The sequence below is a fragment of the Kitasatospora aureofaciens genome (genome assembly GCF_019192735.1).
Taxonomy (GTDB): Bacteria; Actinomycetota; Actinomycetes; order Streptomycetales; family Streptomycetaceae; genus Kitasatospora; species Kitasatospora aureofaciens_A.
Map to the genome: position 1 here is coordinate 1 of NZ_JAHTKP010000098.1, position 20,500 is coordinate 20,500.

Consider the following 20,500-nt stretch of genomic DNA (forward strand, 5'->3'; position numbering starts at 1 on the left):
GACGGGCGAGTACATGCCGTCCATTGCATCTCCGAGGCTGGTTGTGGTGGATGTGCCGACCGGCATGCGACGGATCGTAGAAGCTTCCACTGACATGACGATCGCTCCAAGGCGAGTTGCGGAGCTGGCGGCTGACTTCACGTAGGCTCTCGGGGGAGAGTGGCGATGAGCGGTTGCCTGATCATTGGCACCATGGTCGGCGCTGCGTACTTCAGCCGCTCCGTCGGCGTCGGTGGGCGAGTTGGGAAGGCGCCGGGTCCGCCGCAGCCGAGGGCGGCCACATCAACGTTCAGATCATCAGACAGCGTCCCGCAGGCGACACGGGCACGTGGGGACATCGCAGAACAGCCGACGCGCCGTCGGGTCGATGCACCGGTGAACCTGGGGGCGAACCCCGATCGCGTTTGGGCACGGAACGTACAATCGCCGGACGAGCAGATGCGGGAGGGCGCAGTGGGACACTTCGAGGGCTTCGACGGCGTCGCGTTCTGGGACGACTCCGCGTACGCGCTTAAGGAGTACGTGGAGGAGGCCCCGCCCTCACGGGAGTTGATCGAGTCGTTGGAGGAGGAACTCGGCGGATACCGCCTGCCCGACTCCTACATCGCGCTGATGACCGCGCACAACGGCGGTACTCCGACCCGGACCTGCTTCCCCCTGACCGAGCCGACCTCCTGGGCCGACGACTACATCGAGATCACCGGTATCCGGGGCATCGGGCGGACCCGACCGCAATCGCTCGGCGGCGAGTTCGGCAGCCTGTTCTGGATCGACATGTGGGAGTACCCCGACATCGGTGTGTACTTCGCCGACACACCCTCGGCCGGCCACGAGATGCTCGCCCTCGACTACCGCGCGTGCGGCAGTCACGGCGAGCCGACCGTGGTGCACGTCGCGCAGGAGAACAACTTCGCGATCACCTTGGTCGCGGAGACCTTCGAGGCGTTCGTCACGAGCCTGGTCGACGCGTCCGTCTACGACACCTCGGAGCAGGACTGACTCGCCGCCCTGGCCACGGTGCGCGACGGCAGCTTGTCCCCGGCCCTGCTGCGTGCCTTCCGCGAGGTCGCGGACGTTCTGCCCGACGCGGACCGGCGAAATCCGGGCGCTGGCGCGGGCCCTCGTGCGCGACAAGGGGGTCTTCGCCCTGCACTCCGACGCGCGCTCCATTCTGATGTACGACTACCTGTTCTGGCAGTTCACCAGCTTCAACCAGGTCGACTCCTTCGAGCGGTACGTCAGGACGCCTCCGCAGCCCGAGCGTTCCTACGCGCTGCCGGACCTTGAGCTCGTGATCGCCTTCGGCCGCGCAACCGAGCTGTACGGCTTCCGCACCGGCGGATACGCCCCCGGCTTCCTCGAAGTGTGGTGGAACTCCCGCATCGCCTCGGGCCACATCGTCGAGACCGCCGACGGTTATCGGTTGACCGACGCCGCCATCGCAGCGCTGCTCGACGAACTCGCCACCGTCGCTGGGGAGGGCGGGCAGCCGTACTCGCCAGCGCGACGGCGTACCCTTCAGGGCGCCAGCTCCCGAGCCGCCGCCCTGGCGATGGTCTTCAAGCTCGTCCGAGACGATCTGGTGGTTCGCCCGCGCCTTGCAGTGCGAGCAGTAGTTCAATGGGGGTGACTGGATTTCGCCACCACGGGGACCTGACGCCGCGCCAGGAGCGCTGCCTCAACATCGCGCCACGCCTACGACGATGGCAGCAGCGGGTGCCTCATCATCGCCAGACTCATCCGGCGTTTGGGCAGGCACTGGACCTGCCGGCGCGCACTTGATCGATGGCAAAAGCGTCAAGTGCATACTCACCAGCCAGAATCTGCGATCACGGCGAGCAACCATTGAACCCATGCAGTGATCGATAGATCGGACATAAAGGCAGGACAAGAACATATAGTCACTAGCTCACGACGTCGAGCAGCCTCCGGCCCGGGCGTCGAGCCATGAAACCGTGAGACGAATGTGAGAGGCAGGCCCCGAAGCACGCCGAAGGCCGCTCCCTCTTGAACGAGGAAACGGCCTCTGACCTGCGACAATGGAGCGAACTCCAGTCGGGACGACAGGATTTGAACCTGCGACCCCTTGACCCCCAGCGGCCGAAAGGATGTCCGACCGATGTTCATCGGTCCGAATCCCGCAGGTCAGGGCCCACCCCGTCCACCACCCACGACGCCTGATGGCATCTCATGACGCCCAGTCCGTGAGAGGCGCGTGAGAGGCAACGGGCGAGGGGAAGTTCGAAAGTGATTTGCCTCACACCCCATGGTGGCGCTGATCGGCGCCCCCGAGTGTCTCATCCACCCCCCGCCCTGGCGCGGCCAGCAGCTGGCTTCGGAAACCATCCCAACTATTCCTGCCACACCGCGGCAATGCAGTGCTGGCTAACCAACAATTCCCTCACCCGGAATTATCGGCAAATCCCCGACGCGGTCGGATGCCGTCGTCCAGGACGTACTCCGGGTCGGCGCCACGCAGGGCACTGGTCAGGCCGTGAGGCGAGGTTAACGAGCCGCACCGACACTCGGGCTCGGTGGAGCCGATACAGAAATGACGAAGCCCTGGCCGGGGGGTACCAGGGCCTCGTCGGGGAAGCGGGCCACGGCCACGGGGCGGGGCCATGACCACGCTGGTCTCACAATGCCTCGTTCTCGGGCATAGAACTACTGATCTTTGACCGCGAGCCCGACCGTTCCGCCCTCGGTCTTGCCGAGGTGGAGCCGAGAACGCCCGAAGGTGACGTCGATCCCCTTGCGCAGGGTAATCGCGACGGCGTGCGAGTCGAGCGTAACCGAGTTGTCATCGACGTTCTCCACCGCGAAGGTCTGCCCCCCGATGGTCGCTGACTGCCCGGACTTGAGATCGAGTTGGCAGGTCTGCTTCTTGGAGCCGAGAACGGCGTGGTCGGGCTCGCCGCATCCGACGGCGGTCGCGGACAAGGCGACCAGCAAGGCCAGTGAGGCTGTGCTCTTGAACTTGCGCACGATCTCTCCCTCTTTCTTCGTCAGGGCTGGTCTCGCGGTATGTTGCGGTCTGATCGCGGCGCCTCGGTCCGCAAGCGCCTGGTGACTTCTCCCTAAGCCGCCGACCCTGGCAGCCAGTTGGGCGAAGGCGGGATGGCAGCGGCTGTGCTGGCGCCCGCGGACAGGGCCAGGAGATCACCCGATGATCACCGTGTCGTGGCTTCGCTCCTCGAATTCGCTCAGCTCGTGGCCTCGGACCCGGGGAAGGGCGAACACCAGCAGGAAGCAGGCGACGAACAGGCCGACTTGCAGGAAGAGGGTTCGCTCTGCCGCCTCGGCAAAGTCGGTGCGCAGGTCGCGGGTCGCCTCGGCCTGGAGGACGTCTGCCACCTTCGCGGCGAGCTGGATCTGACTGCTTCCGCCCGGCGGATTGCTTTCGGCCTGGCAGCTGGCCGGGACGGCGGCGGGGTCCTTCTCGTTGGCCCGGTCGTGGAAGCAGGCGCGGTATTGCTGGATCATCCGGTCAGCCGCCGGCTCATCCAGCTTCAGTACGACCAGCTCCCGTTTGAGTTGCGGGACTTGAGCTGCGGTGACGGAGTCCGCGTGACTGCCGAGCAGTCCGAAGAAGAATGTGCCCAGGACCGCGATGCCGACAGCACTGCCGATCTGCTGCGCGGTGGTAAGTGCGCCGGAGGCCGCGCCGGCCTGATCAAGTGGCACCTTGGCCAAAACCAGGGTGACCAGCGGGGTGACGGTCAGCCCGAAGCCGATGCCCGAGAGGACGAGGGATGGCAGCAGTTGGAGAGTGTGGAGGTCGGTGCCCCAGCGGTGCACGACCCAGATGGTCGCGCCGGTGCCGAGGATGAGGAGAGCCAACCCAAGATGCAGGATTGGACGACCGAGCCGAGGGGCCAGCGCGATGGAGGTGCCGGACCCGACCGCCGAGCCCAGCGCGTAGGGAACGAGAGCCAGGCCCGCCTGAAGAGCCGTGTAGCCGAGGCCCGCCTGGACGTAGAGGCTGAACACCAGGAAGAAGGGCAGGAAGGCGCCGTAGAAGAGGATGACCACGACCAGTCCGCCGGTGAAGCTGCGGTTGCGGAACAGGCTCATCCGGACGAGCGGGCTGCTGCCTGACCGTGCGCGGTACTGCTCGTAGACCGCGAAGAGCAGTAACAGAGCGACACCGGCGCCCATCAGGGCGAACAACCATTTCGGCCAGTCGAGTTCACGCCCCTGAACGAGCGGATAGACGATCAGCGCGAGGCTTGCGGTGACCAGGAAGACTCCCGGCAGATCGACGGTACCCGGGTTCTCCGCACGGGACTCCGGGAGGTAGCGGAGAGCGAGCAGCACTGCCAGGATGCCAACCGGTACGTTGACCAGGAAGATGGGCCGCCAGCCCCAGCCGAACAGGTCGGCCTGGATCAGCAGGCCGCCGACCAGCGGGCCAGTGATCGCAGCGAGGCCGATGATGCCCCCGAGGATGCCGAGCACGACGCCTCGTCGCTCTGGCGGGACGGTGGCCTGGATGACGGAATAGACCTGCGGGTACATCAAGGCGGCGGCGAGCCCTTGAAGGAGCCTGGCGACCACCAGCAGTTCCGCGCTGCCGGCGGCTCCGCACAGCAACGAGGCCGCGGTGAAGGTGATCATTCCAACCAGGAAGATCCGCTTTCGCCCGGCACGGTCTCCCAGTCGCCCTCCGGCCATCAGCAGGACCGCGAACGCCAGTGTGTATCCGGCCAGCACCCACTGGATCTGGGAGTAGCTCGCCCCCAGCCCGTTCTGGATCGCGGCAACGGCAACGTTCACGATGCTTACATCGATCAGCTGCATGAACGCGGCCGTCAGCACGATGGCGAGTGCGATCCAGCTGTGCCGCCCGGCGGGTTTCGCGTGCACGGCGCGTGCCGGCACTTCCCCTTTGCCGAGGTCAACCATGGCCTCTCCCACGGGTTGTAGCGATTTCGACATCACTTACCCTAACAACATTAGAGTCGCCTATCAACGTTAGGTAGGGTGCGTGACTCGATGCTCGCCTGTCAGTCCGCAGGCCGGATGCGGAAGGAACCCGGACATACGCGTGCGCCCGGGGCCAGTCGGCGGTGCTTGCCGACTGGCCCCGGGCGCACGTGACTTCGGGTCAGGCTGTTACGGGAGGAGCAGAGGCGCCCCGATCACCAACCTTCACTCATGCCGTTGCCGTATGGCCGTCCTCCTGCCAGGACGAGGCGGAGCGCGCGCAAGGCGTTCAGGTCGCGAAGTGGGTCACCGTCTACAACAAGCAGGTCGGCGCGGTAGCCGGCGGCGAGCTGTCCGGTATCCGCATCGATTCCGAGAGCGCGAGCCGCCTCGATGGTGGCCATGTCGAGGATCCGGTCCCGGGAGAAGCCCAGGTGCTCGTAGAGCTCGAGACCGTTCACGAAGCCGTCGAACCCGGCGCCTGGCACCCCGGCGTCCGTGCCGGCCACCAGGCGAACTCCCTGCTCAGCCATCCACCGCACCTGGCCGAACAACTCCTCGGCGCGGTCCTTTCCGAACCGCTCCGCGAATAGCCGCCAATTGGGGCTGGCCGCCGGGCAGACGTGGATCTCCTTGGCGACCAGGTCGGCGACGACATCGGCGCGCACCTCGAAGCCGCCGTCGACCATCCAGGTGCAGTGCTCGATCGTGTTCACTCCGGCGGCGACGGCACTCGCGATGCCATCGGTGCCGTGGGCGTGGGCTGCGACGGGCAGCCCGGTTCGGCGGGCCGCCTCGACGACCAGGTGCAGCTCGTCGGTGGTGAACTGGGACTGCCAGGTCGCTGGTCCACCCTTGGTGAGCCCGCCTCCGGTGGCCATGATCTTGATCACGTCGGCGCCGGCCTCGGCATTGCATCGCACCCGTTCCCGGATGGCCTCCTCGCCGGATACCTCGCCGCCAAGGAACCAACAGTGCCCTCCGGGCGGGGTGAGGGGGGCCGTCGCCGCGAGGATCCGCGGGCCGTGGAGAACTCCCGCCGCGATCGCGTCCCGCAAGCGCACGGAGAGTCCACCCCGGTCGCCCAGGTCCCGCGCGGTAGTCACCCCGGCCGCGAGTAGCTGCTGGGCCCGACCGGCCATGCCGAGAAGCAGGCTCGGATCGTCCGCCTCGCGCAACGCACCCACCGGATCGAATGAAGCATCGAAGGCGAGATGTACATGGCAGTCGATCAGCCCCGGGAGGATCGTGCCGTCGGGGAAGAACGCCCTTCGTGCACTATCGGGGGCGATGCGTTCGACCTCTTCCCGGGTCCCGACTGCGGCGATGGCGATTCCACTGACGAGGACGGCCCCATCGTCCACGCATTCGCCGCCGGGGCCCGTGAGCACCCGTCCAGCCGAGATCAGCAGTTCCATGATCCGTCTCCTTGTCCAATCCGAATTCACCTGCGAGGAACCGGGCGCCTGGTGGCGGCCCGGCTCAGCCGAGCGCGAGGTGCCCGAAACTCGGGTGAGCAAGGCCAAACCGGGGCACTCCACCCCGGGAAGCACTCGTCTGCGTGGGTGCATCGCCTCCGCAGCTCAGCGGCTTTCGGGTTTAGCCGATCTCAATGCATCTGCCAGAGCCACGAGTTGTCGAACGTCGGCCTCAAGGTCGTCGCTGTGTGGCATCGCTATCGGAACCGCAATCGAACTCGCCGAGCCGCCCGCCGCGTGGGTCTGCAGTGCGGTCCGAAGGTGCTCGGCCAGTGCCGCCGGCGAGCTTTCGCTGCCGTCGTGGGCGCCAAGGTCTGCGAGGTACGGGCTGATACGCACCAGACCGTCGCGACACTCGATGACGCGCCGGTAGTACCGGCGGTGAACGCCACCGAGGGACGGGAGGTGGCGCCACCGGTTGACAGGTACGCGATGCAGGGTGTCCTCGGGGTACGCCTTGTGAAGCACCGTCCAGAGCGGGTAGAGCCGCCGGTACAGGCGGCGGTGGCGCCTCCTGATCCGCAGTGCGGCTATCCGGGTGACGACGCCGGGGTAGCTCACGCCGATCACGAACAGCGGCACCGCAAGGAGGAGAAGGAGGTTCACGAGCTGGAAGAGGCCGTGCGGGACCGGGCTGCCTCGCCAGCGGGTCACCACGAGGACCGCGCGAACCGAGCAAGCTGCCACCATCCCGGCCATTCCGGCGGCTGCCAACCACAGCCCGATGGCCAGGGGACGGGTGGACATGCGAGCGTATCGCCAGGTCCAACACAGCGCCGAGGCCATGGAGTAGACCAAGTAGAGCCCTGCAACAAGGTAAAAGATGGCTACTTGGTTCACGCGCATGTCCGCCGTCTCGTAGAGGTGAGCTCGGACGCTCGCAGGAGTCGTGAGAACGGCCAGCGAGATAGTTGCGATGGTGGCGACGAGCGGGAGGGCCTCCCACCGGGCGCGGACTCGCCCGCCCTGGCGATCCGACGCCGAGAAGAGATAGAAGCACATCAGCCAGTAGGCGGCCGCGAGGAGCAGGACGTTCTGTAACAGCTTGGCGCCGCCGGGCCCCGTGAGGCTGTCGAAGGCTCGTGCGCCAGCCCGGAGACCGAGCGGAAACGATGTGCCGACACACGCAAGGCACAGGGTGACCGCGCGAAGGGGGCCATCCTCAGGCGCCTTGACCACCTGGTACAGCTTCCAGCTCAGAGCGATGAGGAGAACCACGCCGAGGAATACGATCACGGCGGTCACAGCCATCCCTGCCGGTCGCCCAGGGCTGTCTGCATGCGCCGCACCGAGGGGTTGCTTGACCTGCGGGGCGTCACGCGATCGAGCACCGAGGCCCATTCGAGGATGATGGTGGCGACGAGTTCGGCCTCGCGTTCGTGTTCCTGGTCGTAGGAGGTTCGCCGAAGTGCGCGCCTGACGGCGTCCAGCGACAGGTCGGGGGCCATCTGCCGCCAGAAGTCGTCATCGGTGTCGTCGCTCTGGTGATCCGCCAGGATGTGTCCAACCTCGTGCAGGATGATGTGATCCTGGTGGATCTTGCTGGTCTCCTGCTGGTACAGGATGTAGTCAGCCGAGGCGGTGCCCAGCCACACGCCGAACGGCCCGGGCACTGGCAGCGAGTAGGGCACAAGCCGGATCGGACGCCCGCGGCGTTCCCCAAGGAGCCGGCACAGGACGTCCACCTGTAACGGAGGTTGGATGCCCAGTGCTCGCAGCTCGCGCTTACAGCGACGCCGCAGCTCCCGTTCTTTCAATCTGCCCACCCCGATCAGATTCGATATCAGTTCTGCCGCTGCGCCGGTCCCCCTCCGGATGTCAGCGACCTTGACGATGTCGGCCGGTCACAAGCCCCGTCGTTCGGCCTGCTCCAACTGGTAGACGACGTCGAGGAGATCCATTACCTGCTTGCGTCGCTCCGGCGACAGCTCGCCCGCGCGCATGGCCATGACCTTCACGTCGCCGCTGCCGACAGCCTTGTCCAGGCGCTCCTGCTCCGCTCGCAGGAGGCTCAGCTGGCCTTCGACCCGGTCCGTCACCTCGTCGTCGAAGAAGTACGCTGCGGGCACCCCGAAGAAGTCTGCTAGCGCCTGAAGGTGCCGGAGCGTCGGATTCGTCTTCTTGTTCTTGCGCAGCTGCCAGATGTAGCTCTGCGAGATCGCGACGCCGGCCTTGCCGATGGCAGCGGCGACGTACTCGTTGCTGTACTCCTGGCCCCCACGGGGCTTGACGGTCGCGAACAAGTGGTTCAGCTTGTCCGCCAGGCTACGGCCCACCTGCTCGGTCACAGTGGTGGCCCCCTCGCGGCAACGGCCTAGGCTCGACTGGCGTCAATCTACCTCAAGCCCAAGCTCTGCACGACAGTTGAATCATGTCCACTCCAAGAATAGACTCCCCGCAAGCAACTCCACTGCGGTTCAGGCATGTAGGAAATGATCTTCGACAAGAGTGGAGAAGCTGGCCGTCGAAGCCAGAGGGCGGGAAGCGTTCGGCATGCGCCGGGGGGCGAGCAAGCTGACGTACAGGCGGCACAGGCAAGGATCCAGATCCCGCAACACCCTGGCACCACCCTTCAGGTGCGCTCCCACCGGCGAGACCAACCCAGCCTCGCCCGGTCCTGGCGGCAACAGTGCCTGGCCATAAGGAACTTACCCAGCTCTTTTGACCACTTCCCCGGTCGAATCCACTCACCGAGCAGAGAGGGTAACGATCATGGCGGTGCAGTCGGCGATCAAGGCACGCGGCGAGCTGCAAGTTTTTCTTCACCGATGTCGCGAGCGCGCCGGCGTCTCCCAGGAGGACGTCGCCAAGCAGCTGCATCTGTCACCCCGTGGCTACTGGAACCTGGAGCAAGGCCGGATCCGCAACCCGAGCGCCGCGGTGCTCGACGAGCTCGCACGTCTGCTGGAGCTGAGCCCTGACGAGCGTTGGCGGCTGTACATGCTCACCGTCCGCCACGATCCGCCGCCGCTGCACGGCGCGACCCTCGACGAGCAGTCCACCTGGGCGGACCTGCTGTCGATGCAAGCCTGCCCTGCGGTGATCATCGACCAGACCTGGCGGGTCGTGTCCGCCAACGACGCCTACCAGGACATCTTCCACGCGGCCGCTCCGGACCGGCACAGCCGGGCGAATCTCCTGCGGCAGGTGCTCCTGGCGCCCCAGCTTCGTGACACCCTGCTCGGCGACTGGGACGAGGCGTGGGCCACTCCGCTGCTGAGCGATCTGAGGACGGCCTGCGAGGTGTACCCGGAGGCCGAATGGCCGAAGGCACTGGTGCGGAACGTCGCTCTCGACCCGCGCGTGCACAGGCTGTGGACGCAGCTGTCGACTCGTCCCCTGATTCGCCCAGTGCCCGCTCGCCCGTTCCGGCATCCGGTGTGGGGTCCGCGCGTCACGGTGGTTGAGACCGTCCCCCGGTACCTGGCCGGTTACAAGATCCTGTCCTTCGTACCGGCTGATCGTCGTCGTTGAGCCCGGCGGGGTCGGCGCAGAGGACTCAGCTGGTCCTCATGCACCCGGCCCCGCCTGCCGCCTGCGCGGCGAGACCGTCCAGCAGGCATGACAGGCCGAACTCGAAGCGGGCGTCGTTGCTCGGGCCGGTGAGCTGTTCCGCGAGCGCGACGGTGTGGGGGAATTGCTCCGGCGACAACTCCTCCAGCTCCTCCCGCACTTCGTCGAGATACTCCCGAGGGGCCTCGCCGCGGGCGACCGCGCCGGACATGGGGGTGGTCTCCCACAGCACGAAGCCGTGGATGTAGACCAGGCACGTGATCAGCGCGTACGAGCTTTCCCGGTCGCCGAGGCCGGAGCCGCGCAGCCAGCCGAGCAGCCGCTCCAGGTTGCTGAGCATGTGGGGGCCGAGCACGAAGCGGTTGACGAGGATCTGCGCGGCGTCCCGCCTGCTGAGCAGGTACCGGCGGAAGGCGTGGCCGAACTCCTTCAGGTCGGCCTTCCAGTCGCCGGACTCCGCGCCGGGCAGTGCCTCCAGGCCGAAACCCGCGAAGAGGGCGTCGGCGAGCAGGTCGACGAGGTCGTGCTTGTCCTGGACGTGCCAGTAGAGGGAGGCGGCCTGGATGCCGAGCTCGTCGGCGACCTTCCGCATGGTGAGGGCTTCGAGCCCGTCCCGTTCGATGAGCCGGAAGGCTGCCTCGGCGACCCGGTCCAGGGTCACTGGAGCCCGGTCGGCGCGCGGCGGCTCCTTCCGCCGTCGCGGTGATACCCGCTTCCGGGCCTCTGCCCCTGTCGCCACCCCGTCCTCCATTCTCGCCCTTGGAGCCTATCACCAGGCCATCTACCGAACATTGTTAGCCAGTCGGCAGGCAGGGCGGGCAAGACGGAGCCGCAGCCGGAGGGTCTTGGGCTCACTCCCGGCTGCGGCAGTTCGTCGGCGCATCGCAGGTCGACGCAGGTCAGCGGACCTTGGGCCAGACCTCCTGTGCGAAAAGCCGGAGGTTGCGCTCCATGGACTCCGCGTTCTGCCCGCCGAAGTCGATCTGCCAGAGCATCGTGTCCAGCGACAGGGCGTCGCGCAGGGCCTGGATCTTCTCGACGACGGTGTCCGGGGATCCGAGTACGCCGGTCGCCGTGGAGCGCAGGTCGGCCTCGGAGGTGTTCAGGAAGGTCTTCCCGGCGGCGGAGTAGCCCGGGTAGGCGGAGGAGGTGACGCCGGCCCAGGAGTCGGCCGCCTCTCCCCAGACCTGCAGGTACTCGCGCAGGAACGGCGCCCCGGCCGTATACGCCTCGTCATCCGTCTCCGCCACGTAGAGCGGGACGCTGAGGGCGACCCGCGGTTTGCGTCCGGACGCGCCGTGCTCCTCCTCGAAGGTCTCACGGTAGACCTCCACCATCTCCCACATGCGCGGGAGTTCCTCCTCGCGGGGCGGGGAGGCGATCAGCAATGAGAAGCCCTTCTCGCCGATCCAAGCGAAGCTCTCCCTGGAGCGCACGGCCGCCACCCACACGGGCGGGTGCGGCGTCTGGGTCACCGGCGGCAGCGAGGTGGCATCGGTGTAGCGGAAGAACGGCGTGTCCTCGGAGGTCTTGTCCTCGGTCCACAGCTTCACCACGGCCTCGATCGTCGCGGTGAACCTCGCGCGGCTGTCGTCCAGCTCGATGCCGAACGCCTCGAACTCGTACGGCAGCCAGGCCCGCGCGAAGCCCACGTCCAGGCGGCCGCCGCTGATCGCATCCAGCTGGGAGGTGCCCGCCGCGAGCTGGATGGGGTGGTGGAACGAGGCCTGGATGCCACCGGTCATCAGCCTGATCCTGCTGGTCTGGGCCGCGACCGCGGTCAGGAACGCGAGCGGGCTCGGGCAGTAGCCGCCGTAGTCCTTGAGGTAGTGCTCGGTCATCTTCACGTACTCGAAGCCGAGCTGGTCAGCCAGTCGCGACGCGCGCAGCACGTCGGCGTAGTACTGCGCGGCGGAGCGAACATGCGGTCGACAGTCGGGCAGGAGAGATATCCCGTACTTCATGAAGGGTCCTCCACAACAGGTAGACGAGGTTGGGTAGTTACAGGACAGCCAGGGCGAGGAGCGTGCCGTGTGCGACGGCGAGGGGGATGAGACTGTGCGTGTGCGCGTAGAGGAGGCCATGGGCCACGCCGGTTACCAGACCCACGACGCCAGCGAGATACCGTCCGTCCCTGTCGCGCACGGGCAGTACAGCGGTCAGTAGTGAGCAGCAGGCCGACAACCCGACCGCGAGGCCGATGCCGCCACCCCTGGCCAAACCGAAAACGGCACCCCTCAGGAGCAGTTCCTGGGCGAGCCCGACCAGTACGAACACTCCCGCCGCTGCTGGCCAAGGCAGACTCTGTGCCAGCCGACGGTAGGGCCGGACAGCTGTGCTGTGCACCACGGCCATCCAGTTATGGCTTCCCACCGGTTCGCGCCGCACGACACTCGCCACCATGGTCGACAGCAGCCCCGCGACTGCCAGCTCCCCTGCGCCGACGGCTGTGCCCAAGGGCACGAGCGCGATGGTGCTTGCTGCGGAGTCGAGCCCGATCCCGGACGGCCACCAGAGCGGCAGGAGGAGCCCGACGACCAGGCACCAGGTCGCCGTCTGCGAGATGATTTCACCGCCGAACACTGCAGCCAGCCGTACGTTCAGCGCGCGGACACCATAGCGACCTCCCACGCCGAGGAGTGCGAGTGCGAGGGCACTGCGCAGCAGCGGCTCCAGCAGCGTGCTCATCCGGTGGCCGCCTTCGCGCGGGCGGCCGTGGTGCGCTGGTACAGGTGCCAGACGCGGACGTTGAACAGGGTGTGGCCGATGACGGCGGTGAGCACGGTTCCGGTGGTCAGCGTGGCTGTGATGGCCAGTACGGACAGGGGGAGCTTGGCGGCGGTCTGCCGCCAGCCGAACGGCAGGTGCGAGAGGGCGAACGCGGCCGTCGTGCCGGCGAGAAGCAGCACGCCGACCGGGAGCGGGATCCCGGACAGTGCGAGGTGTCCAAGCGCCCCGCGGTACCAGAGCTCTTCCAGCACGGCACCGGCCACGAGCCAGGGCAGGCCGACGTAGATCTCGCGCTGCCGTTCCGCCTTGCCCCACCGGTTCGTCGGCATCGTCCGCTGCGCGGCCGTCGCCGGGCGCGGCCCTCGGGCCGCGATCCCGACTGGGCGGGTCTGGCGGACAACCTGTGCGGTGTTCGGCGCCGGCCGTCCCGGCCGCCTGCCGAGCTTCCTGAGCAGGTACCGGTCGGCTCGCCAGGTGATCTCGGTGAGCACGATGCCGCCCGGCGCGGCAGTGGCCAGGCCGGGCCATCGGCCGTCCCAGAGCATGCGCGGCCCGAGTACCGCGAGGGCAAGGCCGACGAGCCCGGTCATCAGGACGAGGTAGACGGGGAGCGTCGGCAGGTTGCGGAACTTGGTCTCGATCCACCGGCCGTGGAGGTGGGAGGCCAGGGCCATCGGCGCGAGCCCCCACAGCACCAGGACGGCGAGGAGGTAGGCGCGCATGTCACGGGTACGGGTGCGGAAGCGGATTGACGAAGCCGCCGTAGTCCGCGAACCGGCGATGGGCGGTGGGCGGGGCGCTGGGCAACGGCAGGCTCAGGGTGTCCGGGGACCAGACCCGCATCGCGGTGAAGCCCAGGTTGCGGATGTCCGGAGAGGTCAGGTCGCTCCAGTACAGCCGCTTGCCAGTGCGGCGGAAGGCGTCCACGACCTCCCGCACGATCTCGCGAGAGGACCGTGCGTTGTCCGCCGGAAGGTCGCTCGCGGGCAGGCGAACACTGTGGGCGAACCGCTCCTCCACCTTCTGTGCCCCTTCGGCGCTCGCGTAGTAGCCGACGTTGGACTCCAGATCGAACATGGTGTCCAGCCGCTCGTCGCCCGGCGCCAGCTTGCCGTCGGCCGCGTCCAACTGAGCCTGGAAGAACGACCAGTTCGCCAAGGCCTGCACGCCCACGGTCTCCAGGAGCGAGCGGTAGACGGCCCTCTGGAGGCTGCTGCCGCTGCCCAGGCCGACGCTCACCGCCGGGACTACACCGGCAGGTGAACGCAGCAGGCAGGCCACCGTGAATCCGGGAAGATCCGGGTTCGGAAGGTAGTGGAACTCGGGGTCGACCGCGCCCTGGTAGTGCCGGTTGATGAACGCTTGGAGAGCACCGAGCCGGTGGTCCGGTTCGATGAGCACACTCGTCATCGTCCCGTGCCAGTGCCCGATGGCCGTGTCGATCTGGACGAGTTCGTGGAGCGCCCCGCTGAGCGCCGCCGCGGGAGAGGTGTGCGCTGCCGTGCCGGTGGTGACCGCGGACACCAGCCAGGGCTCCTCGGCGGCGGGCAGGTAGCCGAGGAGGAACTGCTGCGCCGGCACCATGGCCTCGGTGTCATCGGTCAGCGACGGTACGCGGATCCAGCCCATCGGGGCCGCCGGGTCGAAGGCCTGGTAGAGGAAGTCCTTCCTGGCGAGCTGCGTGCGCTCGAAGAAGGTGAACGCCTCGGCCTCCAGGACGGGCTCTCCGCGCTGGACCATCTCGGCGTGGCTGGCGAAGGTGATGGGCAGACGGCCCTCGGCCACCACCGCGTGGCCGGCGTAGCGTTCGAGGGTCTCGCCGAGCACCCGGATGCGGCTTTCGAAGGGGACGAATCCGTACCCGCCGATGTGGTACGAGCCGGGCTTGGGTGCGGGCCGGTCCTGCCACAGGTGCACGCCGGTCAACTCGGCGCCCTCCACGAACAGTCGCGGGGCGCGCAGGTGGCGGTTGAAGCCGCCCATGGAGGTGATCAGGCCGCACAGCCGGTTGTGCATCCGGGCCTGCAAGGACCAGGCCCGCTCGTCCTCGTCGCGGAAGACACGCGGTACCAGGGTGGTTGCCTCAGTCATTGATCCACGCCCTGGCGTCGAAGTATAGGCTGGAGTCGTCGCGCCCGCGCAGGGAGCCGCACGCCCGGCAGCCCGGCAGCCGGAGGAACTCGTGGTGGGCGATCTCCATGGTGGGCAGGTAGATGCCCAGGGTCTTGCCGATGGTGAAGGTGCTGCCGGTCTTGAGGAAGTTGACCGCCTCCAGGGCGGTGTGCCCGGCCAGCGTCGTCCGCAAAGCGGCGAGCATCGGTGGCGTTCCCGGGACCACCTGCCCCTCGGCCAGCGCGGTCTTGTACTTCAGGTAGCTCGCGCTCTCCCGCAGGTTCATGGTGACCCGGGTCTCGAAGCACTCGTAGCAGGGTGAGCTCTCCGGCACGATCGTCGGGCCGACGAAGAGGAACGGTCCGTCGATGGCCGCGTGCGTCCACGGCACGCCGAGTTCCAGAGCGATCCGGTTGAACACCTGGGACTGGACGGGGTTGACCGTCTGCTGCGCCCACACGACGTAGGCGCCACGCAACTGCGCGAACCGCTCGGCCAGTTCGGCCAGGCGCAGACCGTCGTGTAGCACCGCCGGGTCCGTGGCGGCCAGGTCGCGGGCCAGGGCGTCCTCGGGTCCGATCCGCTCAATCTTGGAAACTTGGGCGTCCTCGAGCAGCCCGGCGATCGCGTCGGTAAGCGCCGGGTCGCCGATCAGCACCACGCGCTCGGTCTGCTGACGGGCTCCGTCATCGACCCGCAGGGCGTTGACGTGATCGAGATAGGCGTCGAGCGCGTTCGTGGAGCCCCACTCGATGGCGTCGAGCGTGCGCAGGTGATCGACGACCGCCTCGACGGTGGACCGTGAGACCCCGTAAGCGCGGGCGAGATCGCGGTGGCTGGTGGTGCCGTCGAGGCCGGCGATGAGGCCGAACAGCTTTCCCTTGCCGGACTCGTCCGTGATCGTGAACGACTTCGGGTTCCAGACTCCGACCCGCAGCTCCACGACGTCGGGGCTGTGGCCGATCACTGTCATCGCGCGCTTGAGACGCGCCTCCGCTTCTGGCATCGGGACTCCAAGGTGGGTGAAAGGGTCTGCGGTCAGGGGCTACTGGTCGACGGCGCCGAGGAGCACGAGGTGGACGACGGCTCGGAACACTCCGTCGATGCCCAGTGCCCGGTGGGTCTCGTCGTCGAAGTAGCCGGAGTAGTCCAGGCTGCCGACTTCGAGCGCGGTGGCCGTGAGGTGGATGTTCTGGGAGATCGCGCCGGTCTCGTGCAGCAGGAAGCGCATGCCGCGCGGGCCGTACTTCCGCATCGAGCGCCACGGGCTTCCCACGAAGAGGAGGATCGCCGAGGCGGAGGCGGTCGGCCCGCCGGGGCCCAGGTCGGCGCACGAGTCGAGCAGCGGCTGAAGGGTGTCCGGGCCGGCCCACCGTTCCAGTGCGTCCTCGTGGGGAAGGTAGCGGTGGACACCGCGCGGAAGACCGGTGACGTCCAGGGCCGCGACCCACAGTTCCACCGGGTACAGGCCGCCGGCGCTCGGAGCGGTCCGCAGACGCAGCACTGCCTCGCCGCCGCCGTCGAGCGGTGCGAGGACTTCCGCGGTCTCGGAGTTGCCGTAGCGCAGCAGGGTCGCGATCTGTTCCAGTGAGAGCGGTCCCCTGGCGAACTGCCGGGCGCTGCGCCTGGTTGCGATCGCGTCCGCCAGGTCTGCCGCCGGTGGCTGTGCTTCGGGCAGGGCGACGCGTTCCGAGCCGTCCCCGGGGTTCTTCGAGGACTGGGCCAGTGCGATGGCGACGGGGTCGGAGAAGTAGTGGGCGACGGAGAGCTGCGTTTCCCGGTCGTGGCGGACATTCCTGCTGGCTATGAGGAATTCCTCGGCGGTACGCGGGAACACATTCGCATTCGACAGGTTGTCGAAGCGCAGCGGGTGCGTTCGCAGTCCGACAGAGCGAACGCTGGAGCTGACCTCGCGGGTTTCTGTCGTTATCAGGGAATCGCGTACCCCGGCGGCGGCGCCCGGAGAAGTATCAGACAATCGGGATCACCTTTTCGGCTGCCGGCCAGGTGCGCTGATGTCAGGCCGGGCTGATTGAAGGATTCGGGGAGGGCCGAGCAGGCCGGGCCCTGGCCTGCTCGGCTTACTTCATCCGGCTGGGCCGGCTCGGCTCTAGCGGACGATCGCGGCCGAGCAGCAGCAGGTGCCCGGAATTACGATCTCCTCGTCACGCCCACCAGTAAGGGTGACCTGCGCCGTGGCGTTGCGGTGCTCAACCATGGCCTGAGAACGAAGCTCCATTTGTTTCACCTCCTTGTGGCGGAAACATCGGCCTGACGGCCTGTCCGGAGGAAACGGCTACCATGGGATGCGTCCGTAAACGGAATCCCTGATTCGGCGAGCCGCGTTCCTGGGCGATCAGTCCTTCGTGGACCGCCCGGAATGACTCTCTAACGAACGCAGGTTGTGGTCAACGGGCTATGAACAACATGTGCGAATCGAAGATCATTCGAATGCATACGCTGACCTGCACTCGACTGGTCGTGATAGACGAATAGCTGTGGCATCGCGCGGTCAGGCCTGCGTGCCGGCCCGGATCGCCCGGCTCGGGACTTCCAGCCCTTGATCGGCATGCGCCTGCAGCTCACCGCACTCGAACCGTCCGGTTCCCCCGCGCTCTCAGACGAAGGAGACTCAGATGGCCTCGCCTGTCCCCGTGCTACCGCAACCGTTCCGGAAGGAGTTCGCCGCAGCGCCGTACGTCGCGTACCGCCGCCTGATCGAGGCCGGGCCGATCCACCAACTGGAGGTCGCTCCTGGCCTTTTGGCCTGGGTAGTCTGCGGCTACGAGGAGTCTCGCGCACTCCTGATCGACCGCAGGCTGAGCATCGAACCAGCCTCCACCACCTCGGAAGTCCGCGGGGTGCTGCTGTCCCTGGCCACGGAGGAGAAGCAGTCGCTGTACGGCCGCCATCTGCTGGCGACCGACCCGCCGGACCACACCCGCATGCGCAAGGTCATGTCGGCCGCTCTGACGGCCCGTCGGCTGCGATCGCTGGAGATCCGCGTCCAGGAGATCACCGACACGCTACTCAACGATCTCGCCGACCGTGAGCGCGCCGACCTCCTCACCGACTTCGCTCTCCCGCTAACGATCCTGGTCCTAGTCGAGCTCATCGGCCTTCCCGCCGACGGGGCCCTCCTGTTCGGCGATCTCGGGCTGCAGGTTCTGCGCGGCGACGCGGAGCACGACGACGTCTTCCTCCAGGTCATCCAGTCGCTAGCAGCGTACCTCGGCGACCTCATAGCCGATCCGCAGGCGGTCTCCCCCCACGGGCTCATGGCGCTTCTCCTCGCCGCGGAGAAGCGTATGGAGATCTCGACCGACGAGCTCAACTCGCTGCTCTTCCAGCTCTTCTTCGCCGGCCACGAGAGCACCGGCTACTTCATCGCCAACGCGATCGCCACCCTCCTGCAGCACCCCGGCGAGCTGGCCCGGCTGCGGCAGAACCCCGAGCTGATCGACGGCGCGCTCGAGGAACTCCTGCGGTTCGAAGGCTCGGTCAAGTCCGCCACCTGGCGCTTCCCCACCGAGCCGATCGAGGTCGCAGGCGCTCTCATACCGGCCGGAGATCCCGTGCTCGTGCTCTTCGGCGCGGCGAACCGCGACCCGCGGCAGTTCGACCACCCAGACCGGCTCGACCTCGGCCGCGCCTCCACCGGACACCTGTCCTTCAGCCACGGCGCGCACCACTGCCTGGGCCACGCCCTTGGGCGGATGGAAGCGAAGATCGCCGTACTCTCGCTCTTCTCCCGCTTCCCGGACGTGCAGTTGGACGGCCCGTACGAGGAACTCCCCTGGCGGCACAACCTGGTGATGCGAGGCATGAGCCGACTCCCGGTCGTGCTATCCCGCTGACCGCAACCCGAGGGCGGACACGCCCGTACGCCCCGCGCGGCCGAGCACCCAAGCCGCCCCAACCAGCCATCAACGCAAGTCCACCTATGCAACGCGTAGCGGAAGCTCGACGCACTCAGGGAGTCACCGTGCCCGCACATCAGGACACCAACCCGGCTACCCCGGCTGACCTGCTCTTCCCCGCCTGGATGCCCCCGCATCTGCGCCTGATGCAACTCATCGCAGCCAAGTGGATCACCCAACCACTGCTCGCCCTGACCCACCTCGGAGTGGCCGACCTACTCCAGGGCGGCCCCCGCACGGTCGAGGGCCTCGCGCAGGACTGCGGCGTACTCACGGATCCGCTCCGTCGTTGCCTGCGCGCCGCAGCCGGCGTTGGCGTCTTTTCGGAAATGGAAGATGGCCGCTTCACCCTCACCCCCATGGCACACCACCTGAGCAGCGGCGTGGACCTCAGCCTGCGCGACCTCACCCTGCTGCTCGGATCGGAGCCCACCACCCGATCGTTCGCCGGCATACTGGACGTGCTCAAGACGGGCCGGCCCAGCTTCCAGAACGCCAACGGTACGGCGTTCTTCGACTACCTCGACCAATCACCCGAGCTGGGCACCATCTACCAGGGGGCCTGGGCGCCGCTCACTGCGGGGGTGGGGCAAGCTCTGCTCAAGGCCGTCGACTTCGCCCAGTTCGGCACAGTGGCAGACCTCGGCGGCGGCAACGGCACCCTTCTCCGAGCGATCCTCGACGCCCACCCGTCGCTGAAGGGCGTCCTCATGGATCGCCCCAAGGTGCTGGAAGGAGCCCATCCCGACCTGACGCGGGGCAAACTGGCGCAGAGGGTCGAACTCTTCGCTGGAGCACTGCCTCAGGACATCCCGACTCAGGCGGACGCCTACCTGGTCAAGAACACCCTGCACTGCTTCGACGAAACGGTGGCCGCCGAGACCCTGCTGAGCATCCGCGCAGCCATCGGCGACCGGAAGGACGCCCGGCTCTTCCTCATCGAGTCCGTGATCACCCCGGGCAACGAGTACGACTGGGGACGCTTCGTCGACATCGAGGTCATGGTGAACTGCGGAGGGCGCGTCCACACGCTGCCCGAGTGGGAGAAGCTCCTCGACACGTACGGCTTCGTGCTCGACGACGCCAAGAGCCTGCTACCGCCTCAGTGGCTACTCACCGCCCGTCCGAAGTGAGCCTCTGAAACTTGAGACGGATACACAAATCGGCCCCTTCGGTACGACCTACCGAAGGGGCCGATTTCATGAGGAAAGAGTGGCAACCGGGAGTACCGCTCCTGTCGAAAGTGACTTCGTCCTGCTTGCAAGACAAGGCCTGGTCGCTACAGGCGAGCTGAAGCAACCAGGCCGAGGTCCCGATGCGGGGTTGGCATTCGATCACGGGCGGGTTGACGGTGTCGTTGGTCTGCCAGGTCTCCTCGTCCTCGACGAGGAGACCTGGCGCTTGCCGCCCTTCTTGTCTTTCTTCTGACTCCGTGGGCCCCGGGCATACCGTCCATGCCGTTGAAGCCAAGACGGTTACGACCAAGACCGGTGCCGCCCTCGGTGAACGCTCGACCGCTGGCACCGCCCGAGTGAGCACCCCCGACCGTCCCGCCGGAGCGGCGGATCAGCCCGGTGGACTTGCCGCCCGTGCCGACATTCCCGCCGGCACCGCCGAGGCCACCAGGGGCATGCCCACCGCCGAAGCCCACCACCGACACCCTGTCCAGACGCCCCAGCGCCCCCGCAGCCTGCACTAGGGCGCGTATTCGGTCGTGATCAGTGGGTCCGGGTGAGGTCCTTGATCCAGATCATCGCGCCACGGAGGTGGAGGCCGGCGAGGTAGCTTTCCGGGGTCTTGTCATACCGGGTGGCGATGCCT

At 67.5% G+C, this 20,500-nt stretch carries 19 protein-coding genes; 5 read left to right on the forward strand and 14 right to left on the reverse strand.

The window, feature by feature from the left end; genetic code table 11:
* The first annotated feature begins 453 nt into the window (after positions 1 to 453).
* On the forward strand, positions 454 to 999 hold the full coding sequence (locus tag KV557_RS39460) for an SMI1/KNR4 family protein (RefSeq protein WP_218206753.1): 546 nt from the start codon (positions 454 to 456) through the stop codon (positions 997 to 999).
* A gap of 124 nt (positions 1,000 to 1,123) precedes the next feature.
* On the forward strand, positions 1,124 to 1,630 hold the full coding sequence (locus KV557_RS39465; RefSeq protein WP_218206755.1) for a hypothetical protein: 507 nt from the start codon (positions 1,124 to 1,126) through the stop codon (positions 1,628 to 1,630).
* Between the two features lie 1,034 nt (positions 1,631 to 2,664).
* Here the strand turns inward: KV557_RS39465 and KV557_RS39470 are convergent.
* The 6 genes from KV557_RS39470 to KV557_RS39495 form a co-directional block, all read right to left on the reverse strand.
* Positions 2,665 to 2,985, reverse strand: coding sequence for a hypothetical protein (locus KV557_RS39470; protein WP_218206757.1), 321 nt, complete (start codon positions 2,983 to 2,985; stop codon positions 2,665 to 2,667).
* Between the two features lie 174 nt (positions 2,986 to 3,159).
* Positions 3,160 to 4,905, reverse strand: coding sequence for an MFS transporter (locus tag KV557_RS39475; protein ID WP_218206758.1), 1,746 nt, complete (start codon positions 4,903 to 4,905; stop codon positions 3,160 to 3,162).
* A gap of 236 nt (positions 4,906 to 5,141) precedes the next feature.
* Positions 5,142 to 6,344, reverse strand: a complete 1,203-nt coding sequence (locus tag KV557_RS39480; RefSeq protein ID WP_218206760.1) for an amidohydrolase family protein — start codon at positions 6,342 to 6,344, stop codon at positions 5,142 to 5,144.
* A 165-nt stretch (positions 6,345 to 6,509) separates the two neighbouring features.
* Positions 6,510 to 7,649, reverse strand: coding sequence for an MAB_1171c family putative transporter (locus KV557_RS39485; RefSeq protein WP_218206763.1), 1,140 nt, complete (start codon positions 7,647 to 7,649; stop codon positions 6,510 to 6,512).
* Positions 7,646 to 8,035: a hypothetical protein gene (locus tag KV557_RS39490; protein WP_308130293.1), complete on the reverse strand. Its 390-nt coding sequence runs from the start codon at positions 8,033 to 8,035 to the stop codon at positions 7,646 to 7,648. The genes KV557_RS39485 and KV557_RS39490 overlap by 4 nt, the downstream gene beginning before the upstream one ends.
* A 213-nt stretch (positions 8,036 to 8,248) precedes the next feature.
* The gene (locus tag KV557_RS39495; RefSeq protein ID WP_218206767.1) at positions 8,249 to 8,692 is read right to left on the reverse strand and encodes a helix-turn-helix domain-containing protein; all 444 of its coding nucleotides are present in this window, start codon (positions 8,690 to 8,692) and stop codon (positions 8,249 to 8,251) included.
* 424 nt (positions 8,693 to 9,116) lie between these two features.
* Here KV557_RS39495 and KV557_RS39500 point away from each other — a divergent pair, with 424 nt between their 5' ends.
* Complete coding sequence (locus KV557_RS39500; protein ID WP_218206769.1) at positions 9,117 to 9,878, forward strand: MmyB family transcriptional regulator; 762 nt, start codon at positions 9,117 to 9,119, stop codon at positions 9,876 to 9,878.
* Between the two features lie 25 nt (positions 9,879 to 9,903).
* Here KV557_RS39500 and KV557_RS39505 read toward each other — a convergent pair whose 3' ends face one another.
* The 8 genes from KV557_RS39505 to KV557_RS43800 form a co-directional block, all read right to left on the reverse strand.
* Positions 9,904 to 10,578, reverse strand: a complete 675-nt coding sequence (locus KV557_RS39505; protein WP_218206771.1) for a TetR/AcrR family transcriptional regulator — start codon at positions 10,576 to 10,578, stop codon at positions 9,904 to 9,906.
* Positions 10,579 to 10,816: 238 nt separating this feature from the next.
* Positions 10,817 to 11,881: an LLM class flavin-dependent oxidoreductase gene (locus tag KV557_RS39510; protein ID WP_218206773.1), complete on the reverse strand. Its 1,065-nt coding sequence runs from the start codon at positions 11,879 to 11,881 to the stop codon at positions 10,817 to 10,819.
* A 37-nt stretch (positions 11,882 to 11,918) separates the two neighbouring features.
* A complete protein-coding gene (locus tag KV557_RS39515; RefSeq protein WP_218206775.1) occupies positions 11,919 to 12,605 on the reverse strand; it encodes a CPBP family glutamic-type intramembrane protease in 687 nt (228 codons plus the stop codon).
* Positions 12,602 to 13,369, reverse strand: a complete 768-nt coding sequence (locus KV557_RS39520) for a CPBP family intramembrane glutamic endopeptidase (RefSeq protein ID WP_218206791.1) — start codon at positions 13,367 to 13,369, stop codon at positions 12,602 to 12,604. Before KV557_RS39520 ends, KV557_RS39515 begins: the two co-directional genes overlap by 4 nt.
* Before the next feature lies 1 nt (position 13,370).
* A complete protein-coding gene (locus KV557_RS39525; protein ID WP_218206793.1) occupies positions 13,371 to 14,738 on the reverse strand; it encodes a YcaO-like family protein in 1,368 nt (455 codons plus the stop codon).
* A complete protein-coding gene (locus tag KV557_RS39530; RefSeq protein WP_218206794.1) occupies positions 14,731 to 15,765 on the reverse strand; it encodes a TOMM precursor leader peptide-binding protein in 1,035 nt (344 codons plus the stop codon). The genes KV557_RS39525 and KV557_RS39530 overlap by 8 nt, the downstream gene beginning before the upstream one ends.
* Positions 15,766 to 15,804: 39 nt before the next feature.
* Complete coding sequence (locus tag KV557_RS39535; protein ID WP_218206796.1) at positions 15,805 to 16,596, reverse strand: SagB/ThcOx family dehydrogenase; 792 nt, start codon at positions 16,594 to 16,596, stop codon at positions 15,805 to 15,807.
* Positions 16,597 to 16,869: 273 nt separating this feature from the next.
* The gene (locus KV557_RS43800; protein ID WP_256178646.1) at positions 16,870 to 16,998 is read right to left on the reverse strand and encodes a hypothetical protein; all 129 of its coding nucleotides are present in this window, start codon (positions 16,996 to 16,998) and stop codon (positions 16,870 to 16,872) included.
* Positions 16,999 to 17,395: 397 nt separating this feature from the next.
* On the opposite strand from KV557_RS43800, the gene KV557_RS39540 reads away from it, so the two are divergent.
* The gene (locus KV557_RS39540; protein ID WP_218206798.1) at positions 17,396 to 18,616 is read left to right on the forward strand and encodes a cytochrome P450 family protein; all 1,221 of its coding nucleotides are present in this window, start codon (positions 17,396 to 17,398) and stop codon (positions 18,614 to 18,616) included.
* Positions 18,617 to 18,744: 128 nt separating this feature from the next.
* Positions 18,745 to 19,812 (forward strand): methyltransferase, encoded by a 1,068-nt coding sequence (locus tag KV557_RS39545; RefSeq protein ID WP_218206800.1) that lies wholly within the window; start codon positions 18,745 to 18,747, stop codon positions 19,810 to 19,812.
* The last annotated feature ends 688 nt before the right edge of the window (positions 19,813 to 20,500 follow it).